Source organism: Fibrobacter sp. UWEL, from assembly GCF_900142535.1.
GTDB lineage: Bacteria > Fibrobacterota > Fibrobacteria > Fibrobacterales > Fibrobacteraceae > Fibrobacter.
The window spans coordinates 34,497-54,242 of sequence record NZ_FRBE01000006.1 but is presented as its reverse complement, the minus strand read 5'-3'; the positions used below and the strand labels follow the sequence as shown (position 1 = coordinate 54,242).

Sequence of the window (19,746 nt, the reverse complement as noted above, 5' to 3'; positions counted from 1 at the left end):
GCGACGGGGTTCCAAGGGGCAGAGCCCCTTGCGTCATTATTAGAATTTAAACAGCATGCCGAAGCGCATCTGACCGTCGCGAACACCATCGTTATCGCCTACGTCCTTGATGGTGGCGAAGTCGAACTGAAGCATGTCAGACAGCATAAAGCCGAAACCGAAGTCCACTTCGTTACGTTTACCGGTTCTATCGTACAGGTAACCTGCGCGGAGAGCAATGGTATTTGCGTAGGTGAATTCAGCACCCAGGTTGAATACGCCCTGGAGAAGAGAATTCTTGGCGGTAGTCAGGCCTTCGCCTCCGCGTTCGGGATAGAGGATAGACTTCCAGCAGGAAATGTAGAAGGGTTCCGGATTGCCCTTGTTGTCATCGTACACCACTTCGCGGTTGTAGTCGGCTGCAATGACTAGCTTGTAATCTGCAAGTGCCAGCACTTCGTAGGAAAGTCCCAGACGCCAAGTCAGAGGAATGGGGTCTTCGATGGTCTTGTCTACGTAGTAAACGCTAGGGCCGATGTTTGCAAGAACCAATGCCAGGTTCAAACCATCCACAATCAGGTTCTTCTTGAGTACGCCAACGTCGAAAGCGTAACCGAAGGTGGTTGCATCCTTTTCACCGGTGGAGGCGCCGGAGCTCAAGTCGGAGTAGAAGAACTTGATGGAAAGACCCAGACCCCAGTCACCGGGGAAGCGGGTACCATAGCTGAAACCGCCTACGATTTCGGAACTGTTGTAAGCCACCAGGTCATCTGCGTCCACATCGCCAGAGGCAACTGTGGAACCGAAGCTGACGAAGTTCACGAAGAAGCCCATGGTACCCCAGTCGTTCAGAGGAACGGTCATGCCGCCGTACAGGTGGTACAGGTCGGGGATGTTCAAGATGGGCAAAAGCTTTTCGTAGAAGGCACTCAACTGGTAGTCGGCATCCTTGAACTGTTCCATACCGTTGGCGGTACTGAACCAGACGTCGTTACCTTGAGGGAGAACGGACCAGACCTTGTTTACGGAGAGACCGTTGCCAGAGTGATAGTGAACCCATTCGTCCTGGACTTCACCGCTGGCTTCTTCTTCGGCGGTGCGTTCCAATTCGGCCTTACGACCGCTGGCGGTTGCGTAGTTGGGCAGGTGGCGCCATACGCCCTTGTCGGTGGCGATCCAGATGCCGCCCTTCTGGTCTACGGAAATGTCGTTAACGTTGTTGTCTGCAAACTGGACTTGTTCCCACTTGCGGAGGTTGAAGTGGGAGAGTCCGCCCTTATGGGCTGACCACACATGGCCGGAACTATCCACGGCAAGTGCGGTGGGATTCAAGTCCATGACGCCGTCTTCTTCGGTGAACAGGCTCCAGCGGTCCTTGTCGTTCACGCTCTTCTTGGGAACCAGACGTGCAACACCAGCACCGTCTGCAGCTACAAAGAGTTCCTTACGGCTTTCGGACCAAACCAGGGCCTTGATGTTCTGGCTGGGAAGGACCTTGCCCTTCTGTTCGAACTGGCCGTTACGGTAAACGAAGAGGCCGTTGTCGGTACCGATCCAGATGGAGGCGCCCTGGCTTACCAAGGCGTTCACTCGATGAGAGCCCAGCTCACTGTCGTAGTTCTTCCAGCCCTTGCCGTCGAAACGGTACAGAGACTTGGGGGTACCTACCCACAGCTTTTCGGTGCGATTTTCGTACAGGATGGCGGTGATGGTGTCCTTGACGATCAGGTTCCAGGGCATCTTCACTTCGATGACGTGCTTTTCGTCTTCGGCAGTCTTGATGTCGTTAAAAGCCTTTACCTGGCGGAGGTTTTCTTCCAGACCACGTTCGGAACCAGCGTAGACCTTCACGGCGTCCTTCACCTTGGCGTTACCCTGGAGAGTGATGGAGTGGTAGTTCACCCATTCTTCGCCATCAAATTTCAAAATACCTTCGGCGGTGCCAGCCCACAGCTCGCTCTTGCTAAAGAGGCCTGGTTTGGAACGGGAGGCCATGCGGGTAAAGTAGGGAGCAGTCTTTGAGTCTGCCTTGTAGCTCATGCGCCATTCGTCAGCCAGAGGGCCGAAAGCCAGGCCTGCCGGGTTGTAATACATGGCGGTTGCGTCATCTGCAAGGGCCGCACCTGCTTCACCCATACCCAGCTGGCGGGCGCCAACAGGCATTTCAAGAGTGATGATTGCAGAACCTGCAGAGAATGCCAGGGCCGGAGCCAGAAGAAGAGCAGGAAGAAGTTGTTTACGCAAGGTGCCTCCAATCCGGTACGTCGTAATTGCTGCCGCGGGACGGAACCACAGCCTTCCAGCCGGACTTGCTGGGATTTTCCCAGGGCTGCTTGGGCAGGAGTCTGCAGTCGCAACCAAGAACATAGGGCGGAAGAATTTCGGCGTGGTTTCTGATCTGTTCGCGGGTAATAAAGTTGTCTTCGCTGACGAAGTGGCAGTATTCCTTGCCCTTGGGCCCCAGCTCGATGCGGTAAGTGGCGGTTCCGTTCTTGTCCCCTTCGTCCACCGTGCGGATGGTTTCTTCCATGGTGGCGTTCCACTGGGCAATCAAAGCTTCCTTCTGGTCGGCACTAAGATTCTGAGTGTCCAGCCAGGAGCGGAGAGACGCTTCCGAGGGCTTTACTGCAGTCAGGGATTCCCTGGCGGGGCGAACCACCACAGCGTACTGACCAGACACGTCGATCACAGGCTTGGGTTCGTCTTTTTCGTTTGAACTGTGGATCACCACGTAGGCGCCGATGGCGGCCAGGATGATGGACAGCACGATAATTGCGATAACAATGACTATTGATAGCATATTCAATTCCGTTTGGGGTTTTTCCCGTACTCTCAAAAACTAGCATTTTCTATTTTGTGGGATAGGAGATTATATGCCGAAACTAAAGATTTTTCTTGTACTGTTGATGAGTTCCCTGTGCTTTGCCGTCCCGTTTAAAACGGAAACCGTAAAGGAAGGCGCTGGTGATCCCATTCGTTCGGGTCAGCTGATCAAGGTACACTATAAAGGTTACCTCTATCTGGATAGCGCAGCAATCGCTGCCGAAAAGGCTCGCCTGGTGGATTCCCTCCGCGTTGCAGATTCCCTTCGCCTGGCAAATGACCTGAGTGCGGAACAAATTGCTGGAGTGTCAAATCCTGACAATTCAAAAAAGAAGGATGCTAAGAACGCTCCCGCCGATACCGCCAAGACCGAGGACACCTCTGCAGCAGTAGATACGGCCAATGTGGGCAACAAGCTGTTTGCCGATTCCTACGAAGGTGGCGAACCTCTGGAATTCACTCTTGGTATGGGCCAGGTGATTCCGGGTTGGGAAAAGGGCCTTGTGGGCATGAAGGTGGGTGAAGTCCGTAAGCTTTACGTTCCTTACCAGATGGCCTATGACGGAAACTCCCTGGATGGCATTCCCGCCTATTCCGACCTTTACTTCGAAGTGGAACTGGTTGCCGCCGAAAAGCCCATGGAACCGGATGTTTTCCCCAAGAATGTGGAAGGCCTCAAGTGGCGTGAAGTTGCCAAGGGCTTGAAGATTAACGATGAGAAGGTTGGCTCCGGAAAGCCCACTGCCATTGGCTCCGTTCTCAAGGTCCACTATACTGGCTGGCTCCTCTCTGGCCGTAAGTTCGGTAGTTCCAAGGACATGGGTAAACCCCTGTCAGTGATTCTTGGCAACGGCAAGATGATTAAGGGCTGGGAACAGGGTCTGGATGGCATGCGTGAAGGCGGCGTTCGCTGGTTCCGTATTTCTCCCAATATGGGTTATGGTGCTCAGGCTTTCTCCATGATTCCTCCCAACTCCACCTTGATTTTCCGCGTGGAATTGATTTCCTCCGAAGTGGATGAAGAAATTGCGGAGATGATGGACTTCTTCCCGGATACTACGACCTTGAAGATTGAAAATGGCTCCGAAGGTCTTCGCTACGCTATCATCAAGGAAGGCGAAGGCGAACCTGCCCAGAAGGGCATTAACGCCAAGGTCCATTATACCGGCTGGCTTACCAACGGTTACAAGTTCGATAGCTCTCGCGATCGTGGCCAGCCCTTCGACTTCCCCCTGGGTGGCGGCCGCGTGATCCGTGGTTGGGATCTGGGCGTTCAGGGCATGCTTCCGGGCGAAAAGAGAATCCTTATTGTACCTCCGGGACTGGGTTATGGCAGCCGTGGAGCGGGCCCCATTCCGGGCGGATCTACCCTGATCTTCGCTGTGGAATACCTGGGCGAGTAAATTCATACAAAACCTATAGCATTTCAAGGAAAGGACCTTTGACGGGGTCCTTTTCTCTTTTTACTTTTGTAATATTGAAAAGAGGTTTTCATGAGAATTTCTACAAAGGGTCGATATGCTTTGAGAGTCATGGTGGACTTGGCCAGACAGGGTCGGGAAAACTATGTAAAGCTACAGGCTTTGTCTGCAAGACAGCAAATCTCTGAAAAGTACCTGGAAGGAATTCTTGGAACGTTGGTCCGCGCCAAGGTCCTGGAAGGCTCCCGCGGCAAGGGTGGTGGTTACCGCATGCGCTGTGAACCCACCGAATGTACCGTGTGGGACATTTTGAAATTGACCGAAACCTCTGTGGCGCCTGTGGCTTGCCTAGATGATGAGGAAAACCGTTGCGAGCGCGCCTCTACCTGCATTACTCTTCCCGTGTGGAAGGAACTGGATTCCCTGATTCGGGGCTATCTGGAAAGTGTTACCCTGGATCAGTTCCTGAGAAACTTGCCTGAAAATGAAGGGGTAGTTCCCGATGGCAAGCAGTGGAGTTGCGGATTGTAGTCATGGAACAGACCTTCGTCTTTTCAACAGTTCTTGTAGCCAATTGCTTTGGCATTTTCCTGATTCTGGTCCTGATCGCCAGTAACGCCTGGCGCCTTAAGGATAAGACTCCGGAAAACCGCAGCATTGTTGCCTTAAGCGGGCTTGCGTTCCTGGGGTGTATCCTTGATCCTATCGTCTGTTGGCTGGATGGTGTTCCCGGATTTGTTTCCCATTACGTAAATTACATTCTGAATGGATTGTTGTACTGGGTCGACATGCTTAGTGCTTTTGCCTGGTTCATGTTCATGGTTAGCCACATGCAGTTCCGCCTGAAGTTCGTCCACAAGGCTATCTTGGGGGCGTTCCTTGCTCTAGGCATCTTTGCCATGATTGTGAACTGTTTTGTTCCCATCATCTTCTACGTAGATGACAATAATCGCTATGTTCGTGAATTTGGGTACTACCTGTATGTATTCATCTGTCACGGATTTGTGATTGATAGCATGATTCTTTACTTGATCGCTCGCAAGAGAGGGGGATTGCTCAAGATGTTCCCCTTCTGGATTTACATCATGCCTTTTGTGGTAGGGACCGTTTGCCAGTCACTCTTCTATGGGGTGTCTGTTCTTTGTGCTAGCTTCGCTGTGTCCATTGCGGGTGTGCTTGCAAGTTTACAGAAAAACATGATTTACAAGGACGATCTGACGGGGGCTTTCAACAAGGCATATCTGGATTTCATTTCCGGCCAGTTCGGTAAGGAGAAGAACAAGATGGTGACCGTGATTCTCCTGAACATTAATGGTTTCAAGACGATTAATGAAAATCATGGACGTGATGTGGGGGACCGTGTTCTTCGTTCTCTGTCCCGCCTGCTGAGCCATGCCGTCGGTGAAACAGGAAACGTCATTCGTTATTCCGCTGATGAGTTCATCGTGCTAATGCATTCTCGTACGGCTATGGTGTCCAGTGTAAGCATTGCTCGCATCAAGGCGAACATTGCGGACTATAACAAGCTTCGCGACTGCCCCTGCAAGATTACGGTGCGTATGGGTGCTTTCGAAATGGATTTCGGTAAGCACAGTATCAACTCTAAGTTAAACGAAATGAGCCAGGCCCTATCATGACTTTACTTCCTGCTGATATAGATCGTCAATCATTCTACCAGTCCAAGTATCGTTTCTACAGGCGATTCGCTTACTGGGTGGTGTTCCTGTCTGTGATGTGCATGCCCATGTACTTCGTTTCGGACTGCCAGCTCTTTGGACGTATGGCTTGGGAAACTCTTCCCGCACGTCTGGTTCCTTTCCTTGGACTGCTTATTTTCATCAAGATTGCCCGCAGTACCCGTTATTACAAGCCCATGGTAGTTGCATCCTATGGTGTGCTTCATATGATTCTGCTCTGTACCATGTGGGCTGTCTATTTCCTTCCGGACAAGACTCATTTTTCTGAAGGGGCCTGCATTACTCAGCTGCTGTTTTTCGCGGTAGGCTTCGCTGCTCCCTGGGCTTATTCTACCATAGCTCATACCCTGGTTATCGTCTTCATTCTGGTGAGCCATCCTATTGTTCAATACCAGAATCTGGATATCATCTTGTCCTTGAACGTTCCCTGCTGGATAGGCATTTGCGGATGTCATTTCTTTATGGAAAAGCTATACGTAAAGCACTATACTATGTCCGAACGTCTGCGTTACCTGTCCCTCTACGATGAACTTACTGGCGCACATAACCGCAACGTGACAAAGACTCTTATTCGTAGGGATGGAACTCGCTTTATCGACGAATTTGTGGAACCTGTTAGCCTAGCCATGTTCGACATTGACCATTTCAAGCAGGTGAATGACGAGTATGGTCATCCCTGCGGGGACCGTGTCCTTAAGGAATTTGCGGCTACCGTATTGGAATCCATCCAGAAGAAGGATTGCTTCGTTCGCTGGGGTGGTGAGGAATTCATCTTGATTCTTCCCCAGACGTCTATTGAACGTGCCCATACCTTTGTGGATGATATTCGCCAGAAGTTCCAGGACAGGAACAATGGCGTATGCCCCGTAACGGTATCTGCAGGTATTTCTGGTTATGATGGTGAGAATTACAAGCTTGCCATCGATAATGCGGACAAGGCGCTCTACCAGGCAAAAAATCAGGGCCGTAACCGTGTGGTGGTTTACGACCCTTCCATGAACTAATTCAAAAGTTCTTTTAAATCACTAGATGCCGTCGATCTCGACGACTTTCTTGTTGTTTGTACTTCCCAGCACAACACGAACGTCGCGCTTTTTCACCTTGAAGTGTTCGGCCAGAAGTTCGCAGATGGCTTCGTTAGCGGCGCCTTCTACGGGAGGTGCCTTTACTTCTACCTTGAAGCTTCCGTCAGGCTGGGGCGTGACGGACTCTCGCTTGCTGCGGGCGTGTACCTTGATGTTGATCTTCATGGTTGTCGCTCTTGAAAGGGCGGCTTAGGCCAGTACGTTACCGGTAGGGGGAACCTGTCTTCTGGGCTGCTGCTCCAGGGCTTCCAGTTCACGCTGGTCGTTTTCCATAGCGGAAAGCAAGTCTTCCTGACCCTTGATGAGGGAGCGGCAACGGATGAAATAGTTGGCGCGGATCTGCTTCAGCTGTTCGATTTCCATACGGAGTTCTTCGGCTTCGCGCTTGGTGCTCTCCACTTCGCGGACGGCGCGGGCCTTGGCTTCGGCGATGATGATTTCCGCTTCCTTTTCGGCAGTGGCCTTCACTTCGTCGATGGTGCGCTGCATGGTAACCACGGCGTCCTGGATGGTCTTTTCAATCTGGCGGTAGTAATTGACTCGTTCTTCGGCTACCTTCAGGCGTTCGGTCAGGTCGGTACGGTCTCTGGACATTTGTTCGAAGGCCTTGGCTGCTGTGTCGAGGAAGGCTTTCACTTCGGCGGGATCGATGCCACCGAGGCTTTTCTTGTGGAAAGACTGATTTCGAATGTCAAGAGGTGTAAGTTCCATATTAGACCTGCAATTTCTGAGCCGAAGCTATTTTGTGGAATAATATAATAAAAGCCAGAAAGTGCCGCACGGGATAAAACAATTTATATTGTATCCAAAGGAGAAATATGGGCACACTTAAATAGTTTATCAAACAGCAGCAGACTTTGGAGCGTCGGCTGTTCTGGTCCATCTTGGTTGTGGTGACCTTGGTGGCTACATCTTCTGCGGTATTTACCATATTCGAGGGGTTGAATATGACCGCGTCCCTTTGCAGCATTGGCTGTGCGGCGGTTTGCTTGGTGGTTGCATTGGTTGCGGTGCGAACTTCCCTCTATGACCAGTGTTACCTGGTGCTTTGCTGCGTACTGACCTGTTTCATGCTGCCTTTGCTGTTTCTATTCTGCGGGGGCATTACTAGCGGCATGCCACTCTACTGCATTACGGCTACTGCACTTTTGGCCTATGCAAAGCGCGGGTACCCTAAACTGATTGCGTTCCTTGTTTCTGTGGCGGTCCAGGTGACCACACTTGTAGTGACCTGGCGGCAACCAGAGCTAGTGTTTATGGAATTGAATAGGGATGACTCCTACTTGGACATCCTAGTGACTGTAATTCTTACGTCCATTACGCTTTTTGCGGTGGGCGCTGTGGCCATGCGCTCTTATGCCGTGGAACGAGAGTCCAAGGAAGAACTGCTGGCCAAGCTGGACTACCTGTCCATGCGAGACCCGCTGACGGAAGTATATAATCGTCGTTACCTGATGACCTTCCTGGAAAACGAGGTATGGCGTCGTAGGGATTCCTACTTCTTGTTCATGCTGGACCTGGATGGCCTGGAACATCTTAACTATGGCTATGGACATGCCTTTGGGGATCGCGCCTTGTGTGCGGTAGCCCAGCTTCTTATGCAGAAGAAATCCTCCTCGGGGAAGGAATGCGTGGCCCGCTGCGGAAGTGGCTCCTTTGTGTTCGTGATGGAAGATTCCTCGGAAGGGGAGGCCCTTGCCCGTGGGGAACAGATCCGCCGGGATGTGGAAAACATGCGCTTTGAGGAAAATTCCATGGTCCACTTGACCATTTCCGCTGGGTTTGTGACTTGTGGTAACCGCAGTCTCCTGAATGCAAAGCTTGCTCTGGATAAGGTGATGGAACTTCTTCAGGTGGCGAAGTCCCTCGGGAAGAATCAAATCCGCAGTATGATGGACGGCTAGGGCGAAAAATAAAAATGTTTATAAATTGTTGATAAGGTGAAAGGGTGGCTGTGGAAGACCGAAATTCGGCTGTAAAAGTTGCTTTTATCAAGATTCCACCCCTTGATTTATCATGAATAATTACTAACTTTGCAAACCGAAAAATTTTTTTGGACTTTTAATAAAGGTTACTACAATGAAAAGAACTTTCCAGCCTCACAATCGTAAGCGCGTCAACAAGCATGGTTTCATGACTCGTATGGAAGACCGTTGGGGTCGTGCTGTCCTGAGCCGTCGCCGCGCTAAGGGTCGCAAGCGTCTGACCATCAGCGACACTATCTACAAGAAGTAATTTGGGAATTGGCTCGTGGCCAGTCTACGTTCTTATAGGCTGCCCAACCAGCCCGCTTACCGGCAAGTAGCCGTCCAGGGAAAGTACGTCCGCGGTTCATCGTTTTCGATGAGGTGGATTGACAGTCCGGACGGTTTTTGTCGTTTCTGCTTTTTAGCAAAAAAGAAAAACGGCAACGCCGTTTACCGCAACAGGTGCCGCAGGTTATTGCGACCGCTGTTTTATGGGATGGTTCCCCATATTTCAAAGCCCGTCTGGGCGATGATCATCGTGAACGATAAGGCCGAAGAAGTGACTTCGGAACGGTTCCGCGAAACAGCCGAAAAAATCTTCAAGAAAATGGAATGGAGCCAGAATGCAGACTCCGCCAACCAGAATGGATAAGATCCGTAATATGGCTAGGGGCATGATGATTGCGCCTATCCGTCTTTACCAGGTTATTCATCCTTATTTTTTCCATGGCGTCTGTAGGTTTCAACCGACCTGTTCTCAGTATGCAATTGAGGCTATCCGGGTACACGGAATCCTCAAAGGTTTCTATCTTGCGGTTTTTAGAATTTTAAGGTGTAACCCCTTCTGCAAAGGCGGTTACGATCCCGTACCTCCTAAAAAGGAAAGAAGATGAACAAGAATACCCTCGTCGGAACCATCCTGGTCGTAGCGATCATGGTTGCCTGGTTTGGCTTTGGCCTTTCCGGAAAGCAGGCTCCCGCTAAAGAAGCTCCGGCAGCCCCTGCTGCTGTCGCTGCTCCCCAGAGCGAGACCTTGGCTCCTGCAGCACCCGCTGCTGTTGCTGCTGCGCCTGCAGCTGTAGCACCTGCTACCGCTGATTCCGCAGCCTCCGATTCTGCAGCTGCAGCACCGGTCAAGGTGATTGAACCTCGTACCATCGTGGTGGAAACTGAAAAGTTCATCATGACTCTTACCAACAAGGGCGGTAAGGTCCAGAGTGTTGTGGCTAAGGTTCTTCCTGATTCCACCGGCGCTTTCCCGGAACTGATTCAGGATACCAACCTGGGTGCTTTGAACTTGAAGCTTGGCGCCTTTGACCTGGGCTCCGTTCTGTTTGACGCTGGCGATGCTCCCGAGAAGATTGTGGTGGAATCCGATACTACCGTTCAGTTTGTCTTTACGGAAGGCAACAGCAAGGTGATTCGTTCCTTCGGCTTTACTAAGGATGGTGTTGCTGTTCGTCAGGTAAACAAGTTTGTTGGCTTCCAGCCCCGCGGTTATGAACTGGCCATGGACGGTGGCCTGAAGGAAACGGAAGTGATTCCCTCCGGCAGAAGCCTGGGTGGCAACTCCTACTTCTTTAGCGAAATCATCTATAACAACACCAAGAACGTTGAACGTGAAATGAACAAGGATGGCGTACTGGAAAACGAAACCGGTCGCGTCAGCTGGGCAGGTCTTCGTCGCAAGTACATCGCCATGACCATGCAGTTCGATACTCCGGTGGCCGCTTCCATTAGCGCTACCCCCATGAAGGTTCTTGAAAACGATGCTGATCCGGGTACTTACAAGCTTACTCTCCGCGACGAAGTTCGTTCCGACTCCCTGGCATACAACCTGATGGTTCTCCCTCTGGAATGGAACCAGCTGGAATCTCTGGACAAGGACTACGAGAAGGTGATTGTCAGTGGTTGGCGCTGGTGCGGTGCTGATGTGTGGTTTGTCTGGATTTGCAAGATGTTGCTGAAACTCTTGAACCTGTTCTACAGCATCATTCCTAACTATGGTATTGCCATCATTATCGTGACCTTCATTGTCCGCGGTATCACCACTCCGTTTACTGTCAAGCAGATGAAGTCTACGGGTGCCATGAGCAAGCTGAAGCCCCAGCTGGACGAAATCAACGTGAAGTATCGTAGCGATCCTCAGAAGAAGCAGGCCGCTATTATGGAACTGTACCAGAAAAATGGCGTGAACCCCATGGCTAGCTGCACCGGTGGCTGCTTGCCCATGTTCTTCCAGATGCCGATCTTTATGGGCTTGTTCTTCGTGCTGGGTCGCGCTATTGAACTGCGCGGTCAGCCCGCCTTCCTGTGGATCTCTGACTTGAGCCGTAGTGACGTGGTGCTGAGCGGTTTCAGCATTCCGTTCATCATGCCTGCGGGTCTTGCCCTGCTCCCCATCATCATGGTGATCACTACCTATTTCCAGACCAAGGTGACCATGGGCTCTAATGCCGGTATGGATCCTGCCCAGGCCAAGATGATGACCTGGATGATGCCCGCCATGATGTTCCTGTTCAGTGCTGTGATGCCCTCTGGCTTGGTGCTCTACTGGATCGTTTCCAACATCTGGAGCATTGCCCAGTACAAGATTATCCGTCGCGATCAGAATGGTTCCAACACCAGCAAGACCGTGAAAGGTAAGAAAGTTCAGGATGCACAGATCGTCAAGTAAGAGTTTTTAGGTGAATTCTTAGAGAGCGGGTCTTTTTCGACTCGCTCTTTTTTTATTTTGTAGCTGATAAATAACAACACGGGGTTAGTTATGAATAACAAGGCTCTTAAGTTTTTGGCCTCCGCAGCTGTTGCTGCATTTTTTGTCGGTTGTTCTTCCGACAGTCACGCTCCCAGCACTCCCAAGGACGAAGCTCCCGCAAGTAGTTCTTCTGTGAATCTAGATGAACTGCTGGGCCTGAGCTCCAGTTCTGCAGAAACTCCCTCTGCAAAGAGTTCTGCAAGTAATGCAAAGTCTTCCAGTTCTATCGAAGGTGCTTCCAAGGTAAGTTCCTCCTCTAAGGAATCTTCTGTGGTTAAGCCGGTGGAATCGGATATTGAACGCTCCGCTTGCGACAGCAAGATGAGCGATGTAGAATTGCAGGCTCTGGATGCAACCAACTCCAAGGCGTTTGAATTGTTCAAGACTCTGGGCAATGAACGTTTTGCTGACGCTCAGGAATTGAGTGCCGAAGTCAAGCCCATGTATGCCAAAATCCTGCAGAAGTATCCCAACAGTTGCGGTGCTCAGCTGGGTTATGCCGTTTCTAGCCTGGTGGATTTGATCAACAATCCGGAAGTTAAGAAGTTCGTCGAGACGATTAACGACGCTGACGAAGCAACCTGGCTTTACGAAGGCACCCTCAAGACTTCCAAGTTCCTGAAGAGCTTTGCGAATAGAGCGGGTGAATCCATTACGATTAATGCCCAGAACATTATTGCAACTCAGGTCCTGCCTGCCCTGGATACCTCCATCGCCTATATGCAGAATGTCCTTGCACAGGATGATTACACCATGCAGTTTATGGCGGATGGCAGAAAGCGTGAATTGGACAAGAGTGAATTTGGCCCGGCTCTTGGCGCGATGTTCGGCGCAAAGGCTGTGTTCACGATGGCTGTTAGCCTGAACTTCGAATTTGACGAAAATGGTTCCTATGACTGGTTCGCAAATTACACGGACGTTCGCCTTACGGATGTGGGTGCTCATTCTGCAAAGCAGACCGCTGCTATCCGTTTCCTGAGCAACTTGCTGGGTAGAAATGGCGTGTTCTCTGCTGTAAATCCGGGTTGGGAAAAGCAGTGGAATTCTGTTCCCGCCTTGCTGGATAGCGCCCTTCGCGAAACTCGCGCTGGCTTGAAGTATGGTATCAACGAATCTATGGATGAAGGCTCCCAGATCTACGACATCTACGTTGTGGGCGATGGTGCCGATGCTGACGTAAGCGTGAAGGACTTGCAGGATGCGGTAAGTGCCATTGACGTAATCCTGAACGAAGTCCTGGATGGTCCTTATATCATTGACTTTGGGGATGTCAAGGGCGATCTGGATTACAAGCTGACCGTGGATATCAAGAAACTCTTTGAAAATACCAAGGGCTACGAACCGTTCCTTCCGTATTATTCCTTTGAAGATCCTTCTGACTTTGGTACCTTCTACTTTACGGATGCCGAGGGTAACAAGGTTTCTACCCTCCGGGATTTCCAGGGCGATAATACTCACTTGACGGAAGCTAACGTCTACAACAAGCTGTACTTCCCGGATCCGTCCTTTGGTGGAATCTTCCCCAAGTTCAAGACTCAGAAGGATGTCTGGGATTTCCTGATTCAGTTAGATCGTCTGTAATTTTCTCTGCATGATGAAAATTCTTCTCGGTTTACTGCTCCTTGCTGTGAGCAGCTTCGCCTGGAATACAAAGGCCCTTGTGGATTGCAACGGCCTTTTTTTGCTTGACCAGAAGGAACGAAAAATCAGCGGTTCCGCTTGCATTGTTTCCGATTCCACCCAGGTGAAAAACTGGATGGTACAGGGCGGCTTTGTCCATCTGGGATTTGAGGGCAGCTGGAAATATGATGGCATGAACGAGTATTACACCTGGACTCTTTCCGGAAGCAAGGACTTGAATCTGGGATACGCTACCATACAGTCGGATTTCAAGCATGTCAACTTTCGCGTGGACGTAATGTCCTTGCCTCTTTTTGTGGCATCCACCCACTGGGACACCTTTGACTCTACGGTGTTTGCTGGCGCCTACTATGGTCGCGGTCGTCTGGACTCCGTCAACGTGAAGTGGAAATCTGCTGCCGCCTTGAATATTATTCCCGTGGTGGAAGGCGCTTACGAAAATACGTTCCAGTTTAGGCGCTTTACCCTAGGTTCAAAATTAGGTAACCATCAGGTTGATGTGGGCTTTACCTATGGAGATACTGATCCTGTTACAAATCGGGAAGGTTATGTGTTCAGCGACTCGTCCGAATTCTGGGCCGTTGATCCTTCCTATTCCTACAGGAACTTTCCTCATGAGTTCTCTGCAGACTTCATCTACATTTACGCTGACCAGCATTTCTTTGGCTTGCTGCGGGAAGACGGAAGTGAAAAACGTTTCTTCTATCTGCCTGCAGGACTTGATGTAAATTTGCTTCACCTCAATTACAAGCATTATTCTACTGCGGACCCAAATAGGGATGCCTATTGGGAAGCCCGTGGTACTTATGCCCAGCTGGACTTGAACATTCCTTGGGAGGAACGCCGGTTCTATGAGACGATGGCTCCCAATCGTGCCTTGACCAGTTCCATTATCAAGACTCTTTCCTTTAGCGTGTTTACCCGAAGTTTCCGCGTGTATGGAACGGGTTCCATATACTTCGGGGATCTAGGTTACGAATATGACTGGGACATTGTGAAAGGTGGCTGGCATTTGAAACCGCGGGTAGGCATGGATGTGTTTTATGCGAATGCTCATGCAGAATTACGCAAGCGTACGGAAACGTCCAATGTACTTTACGCCAGCCATTACACGGATACCTTAAGCTGGGATATTGATGTGGTGGGCTCCTTGGTCTCTTTGGGCTTTGGCTTTGAAACTCCCAAGGAACATTTCTTCTCTTCCATCGATATTTCTCAGGTGGTTCCCTTCTATTACAATCTTGAAAAATATCCGCCGGTAAAACAGAAGGTTGTGATTCCGGAAGATAATCCAGAAGCCCCCGTAGTGGAAGATGTCCCAAACGTAAGAGAAGATAACGTCTCTAATGTGAATAAGTTCTTCCAGCTTTTTAGAAACGGCTTTATGATAAGAGTTAAAGCTGGTTTGTTCTTCTAGAATGATTAAAGTGCTAAATGCAAAAAACTCCCGAGTGTGAACACCCGGGAGTTTTTGATTGAATTGAGGAGGATTACTTGAATTTCATTACCTTGGAGGTATTGCCCATGCGAACCATGTAGGTACCGCTGGTGGGAACAGTGAGCTGTGCACCATCGGTGAGCATTCCCTTCTTGATAAGCTGGCCCTGCATGTTGTAGATTGCATAGCTCTTGCTGGAGGGAGCGCTCTTTGCCATGGAGCCGATTCCCATGACAGCCTTCTGAAGAACCTGGCCTGCCTTGAAATTGACGGTAAGTTCGTTAATTCCGTTCAGGAGGATGGTTGCTTCGTTGGAGCTTGCGTTCAGGTCCTTCGGATCCAAGAAGACGTACAGAGTGTCAACGCCATCGTTTCCAATGATTCGGCTTGAACCATCAACACAGAGGTATTCGTCCTCTCCGATTTTTTCGTAGAGATGAACCCTAGGATTGTCTGCATCGGCGAAGTAGGTTATTCCTACGGCATCATCAATACTTAGATAAGCATGATTTTCTGTATCGTCAAGAATTGTGGAAATGTAGATCGGGGTGGGGACACCTGCGACAATTTCCGTTGTGGCCGTGTAGTGGAGTCCCTTTAGCTGATTGCCGTTGGAGTCCAATACGTCGGCTTCTGCTGTAGCCAGAATGTTGACACCACCTGTAGAACGGAATGTTTCCATTTTTTTTGTGCGACCATTGATGGATACTAACAGAGTCCATCTGCCGGGTTGAATGGAGAGTCGTTTCTTGTTCACCTTAGGTTCATAAGGGTTGGTCAAGTCGATTCCGGGTACACTTTCCTTGCCAGAAGTAAGATGTGTTGTTTTTCCTGTATTCCAGTCAGCGTTAGATATCAGATAGTACTCAATATTGGAACCCACAAGTTCTTCTATGTCCTTGCCACATGCGGTTTCATCAAACGTGCTGTAGCAAATATCATAGGCTGTTGTATTTTCCGATACATCACGATGCTTATTGACAGTGATTGCAACTTTGTTTTCGTCACTGCAGTTCCCATCAACAAAAGGATCGAAGGTATACCAGCCAATTTCTTCGGTACCATCAAGGAGCTGATCCTCGTCTGAGACGAAGTACAGGGTTTCCTTATCGTATGCTTTAAAGAGCGAGGCCAGGGGAATGGCGGTCACAGCGGAACTGGATTCCCAGTTCCCCTTTAGACCGATCACGTTATCACGATTTGCATCGTTGCTGGGGTAAAAAACGACGTTGTCTGAAACTTCGCCTTCAAAAGTGTAGGTAAACCAGCCGCACCTATTGGGAATTTCGGTCATGGCCTTACCGGTCACGCCTCCATCCATTGAAATCATAGGTGTCTGGGATTCCCAACTTTCATTGTCGGAAGGAACGAGTACGTTGATTGTCTTGCCGGCAAATGCGCTTGTTGCGCCAGCGAGTAATGCAGCAGAAACTGCAAAAGTTCTATATAACTTCTTCATATAGCCTCCTAATGTTTTTTTATCAGGAACCCAACCTGATAAACAATGGATTATTTCCCATCATTGTCAAACATAATGTTTTTTTTAACAAAGACAACCGGTTTTTCCGTTTTTGCAAAATAGCGTGACATGTATAACGAAAAAACGGATCCTTTGGGGGATCCGTCTAGAATTATTTGTATTCGTCGCCTTCGAGCGTCTTGCCTAACAGTCTGTACTTTGTCTTGATGGCCGTTCGAAGAAGGGGCCAGCCCACCTTCTGGAAAGGTTTTTCCCATAATAGGTCCGCCGTTTTCTGTAACGAGCTGTTGACAGGGCGGGGGAGCCATTCCTCCTTGAAATCTTCTGCTAGGCCTGCATCCAGAATGTGCTGGATGTAATCTGCATTGAGGGAATCGTAAGCATCCCGACGGATAAAGTGGACCTTTTCCATAAAGTTGAAACGATTCTGCAGAAGCTTCCGCTTGACGAAACCCGCTCCCTGGGAGATGATTTCGGGATAGCAGAACATGACGGGACCGGTCGTCTTGTACAAGGCTTCCATCTGGATTTCTGCCTCATCGAATGTATTGGCGAGACCGATTTCCAGCTTGTGGACTACGTCATAGAAGTTGTCCTGCTCGGGAATTTCCATCATGTGGAGGTAGAACGCACCTAATGCGGGTTGCTTCATATATAGGAAGAAACTCTGGAGGTGCGGTCTCACTTCGTTGTTTTCCGTCAGGGAGACTACGTCAGCCGGGCTAGCTTCTGCCCTACGGATGTAATCGCCAAACTTGTTCTGGTAATACACCATGGAGTCGTTGATGAGCAGGAGGCGCTCCAGGGATTGCATTCCCATGGGGGCCTTGTCCTTCAGGTAGCGTCGCCACATGCCAAAGTCAAACCCGTGGTTTTCCGTCAGGTACAGTTCGATTTTCCGTTCGGATAGAAAATCCAGAGTGTCTTTGGAAAACTCGCGCCTGTTTGTCAGCAGCACTACATGAAAGCCAGTCTCTGCCAGATGGGTAAGCGCAAACTGGACATAGCCGGGGAGGGTATCCCCGGTTTGATAGCTGGCATATAGTGCAAGTCTGGTGATGTTGACCATGGTGACCCTAATTAGCGACGACCGCGCTTCTTGTTTTTAAGCCTTGCGGCTGCAGACATGCCTACCTTGCCGCCACGAGAGGAGCGAGGTTCTTCGTCGCGACTTCTGGATCCACGGCCCCCGCGGGAGGATTTGCCACGGGCGTCACGACCAGAACGTTCAAAGCTAGGTGCGTCTGCGTCAGATCCGCGACGGCCACGGCGACCGCGGTTCCCTACGGAGGTGAATGCCGGTTCGTAATCGTCATCATCGGGCTGGCTGACGTATCCCAGAGCTTCTGCGGCTTCGGCACGGTCCATACGTTCGTTGAAGTTTCGTGCGTCGTTGTCCACATCCTGGCGCGTGCGGCGCTGCTTCTTGGGCTCGGGAGAAAGCTTTTCGATGAGGCTAAAGTCTACCTGGCCGCGGAGAGGATCCACACGGAGTAACTGGACCATCACCTTGTCGCCACGGCGGAAGGTGCGACCGCTGCGCTTGCCGAATGCAAGACCCTGGTCAGCGTTAAATACGTAGAAGTCATCGCCGGCGATATCGCGGTAGCGCACAAGGCCTTCGGCAATGGGATCTGCGATGGAAACGTAGATGCCCCATTCTTCAATGCCGTTGACGGTGGCTTCGAAGTTGTCGCCAATACGGTTGCGCAGAATGTAGCTGCTGCAGACCTTGATGGCGATACGTTCAGTCTTCATGTTCTTGATTTCGTTTGCGGAAATCAGGTCACAGACTTCGATAACGCTTTCCTTACGTTCTGCGGAAATTTCCTTGCCCTTACGAGCCAGTTCACGATGGCACCACAAGTCGGCATAACGACGGATGGGTGAAGTGAAGTGGCTGTAGTCCTGCCAGTTCAAGGCGAAGTGGCCGAAGCTATTGGAGTCGTAATGAGCCTTCTGCATGGAACGGAGAATTCGGTTGGTGAGGGTTTCATCATCACCCGCTTTCTTAATCAGATGTTCGTACAGCTTAAAGGCGGTGGGATTCAAGTTGGTATCGCCACTGCGGGGCTTGCCCAGCTCGCGAAGCATGACGGGAGAACCCTGGAACAGGTTGGGGTACATATAGTACAGTTCCATAATGTCCTTGGTGTCCGGAGCTTCGTGAATACGGTAGATGCCCTGGAGACCGCGCTTCTTCAATTCCTTGGCGCAGCAGTTGTTGGCGATCAACATACATTCTTCCACCCAGCTGTTGGAAATGTCTGTGGTGCGGGGATAGATGTCGATGGGCTCGCCCTTTTCGTCGAAGTGGCATCCAAATTCCGTGCTCTTGAATTCCAGCAGGCCATCCTTGGTGCGGTTCTTTTTCAGCTTTGCCGTCACTTCTGCAAGGTCCTGCATATCCTTGTCGCCCTGTTCCCAGAGGGCCTTTGCCTGCTGGTAAGTGAGGGAACGGGTAATGCGGACGATGCTGCGATGGAAATCCCAGCTAAGTACGTTGGCGTCCTTGTCCAGGATAATCATGCAGGTGTGTGCACAACGATCCACGTCTTCGTGGAGGGAGCAAATGTCACTGGACAGTTCATCGGGAATCATGGGCACTGCAGTCCAGGGCAGATACTGGGTGTAGCTACGTTCCATAGCTTCGTAATCCAGAGGGCTGCCTTCCGGTACGTAGTAGCTCACGTCTGCAATATGGACGCCCAGCTTGTAGCCGCCGTCTTCCGTACGTTCCACAGAGATGGCGTCGTCGTGGTCCATAGCCCCTTCCGGGTCAATGCAGAGAATGGTGGTCTTGCGGTAGTCCACACGGCCCTTGAAATCCTTGGCGGTGGGAGCCTTCAGGCCGGCCACGTAGTCGCGAATTTCCTTGCTGAATCCCTTGGGAAGGTTGGCGTCATCCTGGAACTTCTGGGTGATTTCCTGCCAGGTCATGGATTCCAGTTCTGCGGAATGATCCACCTTTGCCAAATAGCTGTGCTTGCGTTTGGGATGGGGATAGAGGGTGAAACTGATGGTTTCCCCTTCCTTGCCCGGAGCCTGCTTGCGGTGGCACATCTCGAATTCTTTTTCCGTTTCCAGTTCCGTGACGATCCAGTCTTCTTCGCCTACCTGATGGAGGATACCGCGGCGGACGCGGGTGCTCTTGTCGTCGGTGGTCTGGCGGCGGCTACGGGCTGCCGGACGGCGGTTGTCCCCGTCGCTGATTTCAGCCATCTTTTTCAGGCGCTTTTCACGCTTCTCTTCCAGAGATTCGCCATCGCCGGGCTGGTATTCCTTGTTGCTGGTGCGCTTCAGGAGACCCTGCTCCACCATTTCGGCAAGCAACTGCTTAAATGCAACTTTCTGTTTCTTGGGCAAGCCCAGGGCGGCGCGCAGGCGGCTGCCTACCATAGGTTCGTCGTGGAGAATGGCGAGGATCTGATCTTCGCTAGGTAACTGCATAGCCATT

Annotated in this window: 18 protein-coding genes; 11 read left to right on the top strand and 7 right to left on the bottom strand. The window is 50.8% G+C overall.

Annotated elements, in window-relative coordinates; translation table 11 throughout:
* Positions 1–39: 39 nt before the first annotated feature.
* Positions 40–2,223, bottom strand: coding sequence for a PorV/PorQ family protein (locus BUB59_RS05495; RefSeq protein WP_073226700.1), 2,184 nt, complete (start codon positions 2,221–2,223; stop codon positions 40–42).
* The gene (locus BUB59_RS05490; RefSeq protein WP_073226697.1) at positions 2,216–2,779 is read right to left on the bottom strand and encodes a hypothetical protein; all 564 of its coding nucleotides are present in this window, start codon (positions 2,777–2,779) and stop codon (positions 2,216–2,218) included. Before BUB59_RS05490 ends, BUB59_RS05495 begins: the two co-directional genes overlap by 8 nt.
* Positions 2,780–2,852: 73 nt before the next feature.
* Here BUB59_RS05490 and BUB59_RS14960 point away from each other — a divergent pair, with 73 nt between their 5' ends.
* From BUB59_RS14960 to BUB59_RS05465, 4 genes are all read left to right on the top strand, one after another.
* The gene (locus BUB59_RS14960) at positions 2,853–4,205 is read left to right on the top strand and encodes an FKBP-type peptidyl-prolyl cis-trans isomerase (protein WP_234979957.1); all 1,353 of its coding nucleotides are present in this window, start codon (positions 2,853–2,855) and stop codon (positions 4,203–4,205) included.
* A 90-nt stretch (positions 4,206–4,295) separates the two neighbouring features.
* On the top strand, positions 4,296–4,754 hold the full coding sequence (locus BUB59_RS05475) for an RrF2 family transcriptional regulator (protein WP_073226694.1): 459 nt from the start codon (positions 4,296–4,298) through the stop codon (positions 4,752–4,754).
* Positions 4,755–4,756: 2 nt separating this feature from the next.
* Positions 4,757–5,860: a GGDEF domain-containing protein gene (locus tag BUB59_RS05470; protein WP_073226692.1), complete on the top strand. Its 1,104-nt coding sequence runs from the start codon at positions 4,757–4,759 to the stop codon at positions 5,858–5,860.
* A complete protein-coding gene (locus BUB59_RS05465) occupies positions 5,857–6,924 on the top strand; it encodes a GGDEF domain-containing protein (RefSeq protein WP_073226690.1) in 1,068 nt (355 codons plus the stop codon). The genes BUB59_RS05470 and BUB59_RS05465 overlap by 4 nt, the downstream gene beginning before the upstream one ends.
* Before the next feature lie 21 nt (positions 6,925–6,945).
* Here BUB59_RS05465 and BUB59_RS05460 read toward each other — a convergent pair whose 3' ends face one another.
* Positions 6,946–7,170, bottom strand: coding sequence for a DUF167 domain-containing protein (locus BUB59_RS05460; protein WP_073226688.1), 225 nt, complete (start codon positions 7,168–7,170; stop codon positions 6,946–6,948).
* A gap of 24 nt (positions 7,171–7,194) precedes the next feature.
* Positions 7,195–7,716 carry a DivIVA domain-containing protein gene (locus tag BUB59_RS05455; RefSeq protein WP_073226685.1) on the bottom strand — a complete coding sequence of 174 codons (522 nt, stop codon included), beginning with the start codon at positions 7,714–7,716 and terminating at the stop codon, positions 7,195–7,197.
* Positions 7,717–7,952: 236 nt separating this feature from the next.
* Here BUB59_RS05455 and BUB59_RS05445 point away from each other — a divergent pair, with 236 nt between their 5' ends.
* From BUB59_RS05445 to BUB59_RS05415, 7 genes are all read left to right on the top strand, one after another.
* Positions 7,953–8,909, top strand: a complete 957-nt coding sequence (locus BUB59_RS05445; RefSeq protein ID WP_073226679.1) for a GGDEF domain-containing protein — start codon at positions 7,953–7,955, stop codon at positions 8,907–8,909.
* A 175-nt stretch (positions 8,910–9,084) separates the two neighbouring features.
* Entirely contained in the window at positions 9,085–9,240 is a 156-nt protein-coding gene (rpmH, locus tag BUB59_RS05440; RefSeq protein ID WP_073157761.1) for a 50S ribosomal protein L34, read from the top strand.
* 15 nt (positions 9,241–9,255) lie between these two features.
* A complete protein-coding gene (locus BUB59_RS05435; RefSeq protein ID WP_234979956.1) occupies positions 9,256–9,624 on the top strand; it encodes a ribonuclease P protein component in 369 nt (122 codons plus the stop codon).
* On the top strand, positions 9,596–9,865 hold the full coding sequence (yidD, locus tag BUB59_RS05430; RefSeq protein ID WP_369806266.1) for a membrane protein insertion efficiency factor YidD: 270 nt from the start codon (positions 9,596–9,598) through the stop codon (positions 9,863–9,865). The genes BUB59_RS05435 and yidD overlap by 29 nt, the downstream gene beginning before the upstream one ends.
* Positions 9,862–11,649, top strand: a complete 1,788-nt coding sequence (yidC, locus tag BUB59_RS05425) for a membrane protein insertase YidC (RefSeq protein ID WP_073226673.1) — start codon at positions 9,862–9,864, stop codon at positions 11,647–11,649. Before yidD ends, yidC begins: the two co-directional genes overlap by 4 nt.
* 90 nt (positions 11,650–11,739) lie before the next feature.
* Entirely contained in the window at positions 11,740–13,311 is a 1,572-nt protein-coding gene (locus tag BUB59_RS05420) for a hypothetical protein (protein WP_073226669.1), read from the top strand.
* Between the two features lie 10 nt (positions 13,312–13,321).
* The gene (locus BUB59_RS05415; protein WP_143160245.1) at positions 13,322–14,788 is read left to right on the top strand and encodes a hypothetical protein; all 1,467 of its coding nucleotides are present in this window, start codon (positions 13,322–13,324) and stop codon (positions 14,786–14,788) included.
* Between the two features lie 73 nt (positions 14,789–14,861).
* Here the strand turns inward: BUB59_RS05415 and BUB59_RS05410 are convergent, their stop codons facing one another.
* The 3 genes from BUB59_RS05410 to BUB59_RS05400 form a co-directional block, all read right to left on the bottom strand.
* Positions 14,862–16,268: a T9SS type A sorting domain-containing protein gene (locus BUB59_RS05410; RefSeq protein ID WP_073226663.1), complete on the bottom strand. Its 1,407-nt coding sequence runs from the start codon at positions 16,266–16,268 to the stop codon at positions 14,862–14,864.
* Between the two features lie 172 nt (positions 16,269–16,440).
* The gene (locus tag BUB59_RS05405) at positions 16,441–17,358 is read right to left on the bottom strand and encodes a rhamnan synthesis F family protein (RefSeq protein ID WP_073226660.1); all 918 of its coding nucleotides are present in this window, start codon (positions 17,356–17,358) and stop codon (positions 16,441–16,443) included.
* An 11-nt stretch (positions 17,359–17,369) separates the two neighbouring features.
* Complete coding sequence (locus BUB59_RS05400; RefSeq protein ID WP_073226657.1) at positions 17,370–19,745, bottom strand: ribonuclease R family protein; 2,376 nt, start codon at positions 19,743–19,745, stop codon at positions 17,370–17,372.
* Between the last annotated feature and the right edge of the window lies 1 nt (position 19,746).